3 protein-coding genes are annotated in these 3,686 nt (G+C 66.8%); all 3 read right to left on the bottom strand.

Features of this window, described 5'->3' with window-relative positions; all coding sequences use genetic code 11:
* Positions 1-95 precede the first annotated feature (95 nt).
* The 3 genes from ACFWGJ_RS42730 to ACFWGJ_RS42720 all read right to left on the bottom strand — a co-directional run bounded on the left by ACFWGJ_RS42730 (position 96) and on the right by ACFWGJ_RS42720 (position 3,446).
* Positions 96-971 carry a carbohydrate ABC transporter permease gene (locus tag ACFWGJ_RS42730; protein ID WP_387334362.1) on the bottom strand — a complete coding sequence of 292 codons (876 nt, stop codon included), beginning with the start codon at positions 969-971 and terminating at the stop codon, positions 96-98.
* Positions 972-990: 19 nt separating this feature from the next.
* Positions 991-1,953, bottom strand: coding sequence for a carbohydrate ABC transporter permease (locus ACFWGJ_RS42725; protein WP_387334361.1), 963 nt, complete (start codon positions 1,951-1,953; stop codon positions 991-993).
* A 74-nt stretch (positions 1,954-2,027) separates the two neighbouring features.
* Entirely contained in the window at positions 2,028-3,446 is a 1,419-nt protein-coding gene (locus ACFWGJ_RS42720; RefSeq protein WP_387334360.1) for an ABC transporter substrate-binding protein, read from the bottom strand.
* Positions 3,447-3,686: the final 240 nt, after the last annotated feature.

Genomic DNA, 3,686 nt, shown 5'->3' with positions numbered 1-3,686 from the left:
GGATCGGTGGGGGCGCCTGCGTGGTGTTCGCTGTGGAAGGCGCCCGGACTGCGGGGAGCGCCAGGACTTATCGTGTGTGAACTGCCTTCGCCGGGTCAGCCCTTGAGGCCGCCGGCCGTCAGTCCGCTCATGATGTTGCGCTGGAAGATGAGGAAGAGGATGAGCGTCGGCAGGGACGCGATGGTCAGGGAGGCGATCAGGACGTTCTCAGGCACGCTGGTAGCCAGGGAGTAGATGCCGACGGCGAGGGTCTGTTTCGACGGGTCGGGCAGAACCAGCATCGGCCAGAGGAAGTCCTTCCAGACGCCGACGACGGCGAAGATGGACACCACGCCGAGGATGGGCCGGGACACGGGCAGCACGATGGACCACAGGACGCGCAGGGGTCCCGCGCCGTCCATGGAGGCCGCGTCGAGCAGTTCTTTGGGGATCGAGTCGAAGAACCGCTTGAGCAGGAAGATGTTGAAGGCGTTGGTGACCGACGGGAGCCAGATCGCCCAGGGCGAGTTGAGCAGATTGCGTTCGACGATGGGCACGTCCAGCGCGGTGAGGTACTGCGGTACGACGAGGACGGTCGCCGGGATCATCAGGGTGGCGAGCATCAGGCCGAGGATCAACTTGCCGAGTACGGGCCGCAGTTTGGACAGCGAGTAGGCGGCGGCGACGTCGAGGACCAGCTGGAAGGCGAGTGCGCCGAACGCGTAGTAGAGGGTGTTCATCAGGAGTTTGGCCAGGTCCATCACCTCCCAGGCCCGCTTGTAGTTCTCCGCGTGGACGGAGCCCGGCACCCAGGTGGGCGGGGTCTGGACGGCTTCCTGGGTGGTCTTGAGCCCGCTGGTCACCATCCAGTACAGCGGGCCGAGGAAGGCCAGCGTGAACAGGACGACGACGAGCCCGAAGGCCACCCAGTACAGGGCCTTGCCGCGCGGGCGGGCCAGTTGGGCGGGTGAGATCAGCGTGCGAGTGGACATGTGCGTGTCTCCCCCGGTCCTAGTCCTGGTCGGCGCGGTTGAGTCTGGTGTAGACGGCCGAGAAGCCGGCCAGCAGGACGAGCAGGAGCAGGCCGAGCGCCGCCGCGGCCCCGTAGTTGTTGAAGTTGAAGGCGTACTGGTAGATGAGGTAGACGACGGTGGTGGTGGAGCCCTCGGGTCCCGCACCGCCGGTGAGCAGGAACGGCTCGATGAAGACCTGCATGGTGGCGATGATCTGCATGAGGAGCATCAGCAGCAGGATGAGCCGGGTCTGCGGGACGGTGACGTGCCAGACCTTGCGGAACAGTCCCGCGCCGTCGAGTTCGGCGGCCTCGTACAGCTCGCCGGGTACGCCCTGGAGCGCGGCGAGGTAGATGAGTGTCGCGCCTCCCATGTTCATCCAGGTCGAGGCGACGACCACGGAGAGCATCGCGGTGTCCGGGTCCTGGAGCCACTGCTGGGCGGGGACGCCGAAGACGCCGAGTATCTCGTTGAACATGCCGTACCCGGGGTCGTACAGGTACTTGAAGAGCAGGACCGAGGCGGTCGGCGGGAGCATCACCGGCAGGTAGACCAGCAGCCTCAGGTAGCCCTGGCCGTGCCGGAACTCGTTGATGATCAGGGCGGTGACGAACGGGACGACGAAGCCGAGGAGCAGGGCCAGCACCGTGAACCACAGGGTGTTGCGCCAGGCCTGGCCGAAGGCCGGGTCGTTCCAGACGGTGACGAAGTTGTCCCAGCCCACCCAGCTGACGTCGCCGTCCTCGGTCTTCTGGAAGGCGAGGAGGAACTCCCGGACGATCGGGTACCAGGAGAAGAAGGCGAAGCACAGCACCGCTCCGATGAGGAAGCCGTGGGCGGTGAGGTTGCGGCGCAGGCTCTTGCCGAACCCGCCGTCCGGGAGGTGCGGCGCCCCCGTGCGGGGCTTGCGGGGACGGCGGTCCTTGACCGCCGGGTCCTTGGTGAGGGTGGGGGCCGACATGCTCGCTCCTTGACGTGCTGCGGCGGCGCGCGGGCGGGCCGGGCGGTGGTGTCACCCGCCCGGCCGCCGCACGGTCACTGGGTGGCGAGAACCTGGTTGACCTGGGACTCGGCGGTGGACAGGAGCTTGTCTATGTCGGCGTCCTTGTTGGTGAGGATGCCCGACATGACGTTGTCGAGGACCTTGTAGATCTCCTGGGCCTTCGGCGGTTCGGCCTTGCCCGGGACCGGGGTGTCGGTGAACGCCTTGAAGTTCTCCACCGGCATGGTGGCGAACTCCTTGCGGGCCGCGTCGTCCTTGGTCTTGGAGCCGTTCAGCCACAGGTTGGGCTGCGGGAGCCCCACGGGCAGGTCGTCCGCCTTGGAGCGCTGCCAGTCGTACTGGCCCTTGCCGACCGTGGTGAACTTGAAGTTCAGCCAGGCGATGGACGCCTTGACCTTGTCGGCCGAAATACCCTGCTTGATCATGTAGTTGTTGCCGCCGGCGAGGGTGTTCTCACCGCCCGGGATCGGCCCCATGCCGAAGTTCTCGTACTTGGCGCCGAGTTGCTGGACCATGTACGTGACGTCGTCGGGCGCGGCGAGGAACATGCCCAGCTTGTCGGTGGCGATCTGCTTCTGGAGGTCACCCCACTTCAGCAGCTGGGTCTTGCCCATGGAGTCGTCGTCCCAGCGCATGGCGTGCAGGTTCTCGGCGACCTGCTTGCCGGTCGCGTCGTTGAAGGCGGCCTTCTTGCCGCTCGCGTCGACGACGTCACCGCCGAGGCTGTACATCTGCGCGGTGAAGTGCCAGCCGCCGGTGTTGGCCGCGCTGTACTCCCCGAAGCCGGCGACACCGCCCCCGAGGTCCGCGATCTTCTTGGCCGCGCTGCGGACCTCGTCCCAGGTCTTCGGCGGGGAGTCCGGGTCGAGGCCGGCCTCCTTGAAGAGCTTGCGGTTGATGAGCAGGCCCATGCGGTAGTTGCTGGTGGGCAGGCCGTAGAGCTTGCCGTCCTTCTTCAGCGAGCCCAGGACGTCGGGGTCGATGTCCTTCAGCAGCGGAACGCTCTTGTCGTTGACGTACGCGGTGATGTCCTGGGCGCCGTCGTTGTCGAGGACCTGGGGCAGGTCGGTGAAGTACGTGTAGAACACGTCGGGCTGGGACTTCGCCTTGAGCATCGCGGTGAAGCGCGGCGGCTCCAGACACTGGCCCGGTGTGGAACGGCCGTTGATCGTGACGTTCGGGTACTTCTTGTTGAACTCCTTGACGTCCTCGTTCCACTGCTTGAGCTCGGCCGCCTTCGCCGCGGGGGGCATGCAGTCGATGGAGATGGACACCTTCGTCTTCGGGTCCAGCGGTGCGGCGGGATCGGCTTTCGCGCCGTTGCCGGAGCCGTTGTCGCCGTCGTCGCCGCTGCTGCTCGTGCCGCAGGCGGCGAGTGCCGTCAGCGTGAGCGCGGAAGCGAGGGTGACCGCGCCGACGCGGCGGGTGCGGCGGAACCGAGCTCTTCTCATGGGTGGTCCCCTTCGGGCATGAACGTGGAAGGCGCCCTCATCGCCGGTGCGATGTGGGGCGCCGCACACTCAACCACCGCGAACAGATGACCGCAATATCTCGCGCAGATTTCGTAAATGGTTGACAGCACGACGCATACGGTTGATCTCGGGGAGGGTGCATGCGCGCAAGCAGAAGCGCGGGGGGGGGCCAAACCCGCGCCCCCCCCCCGGGGGGGGGGGCTAAAGACCCCCCGCGCC

Source organism: Streptomyces sp. NPDC060205 (assembly GCF_042728395.1).
Classification (GTDB): domain Bacteria; phylum Actinomycetota; class Actinomycetes; order Streptomycetales; family Streptomycetaceae; genus Streptomyces.
The sequence above is the reverse complement of the archived record's forward strand: the minus strand, read 5'-3'. Positions and strand labels throughout refer to the sequence as shown.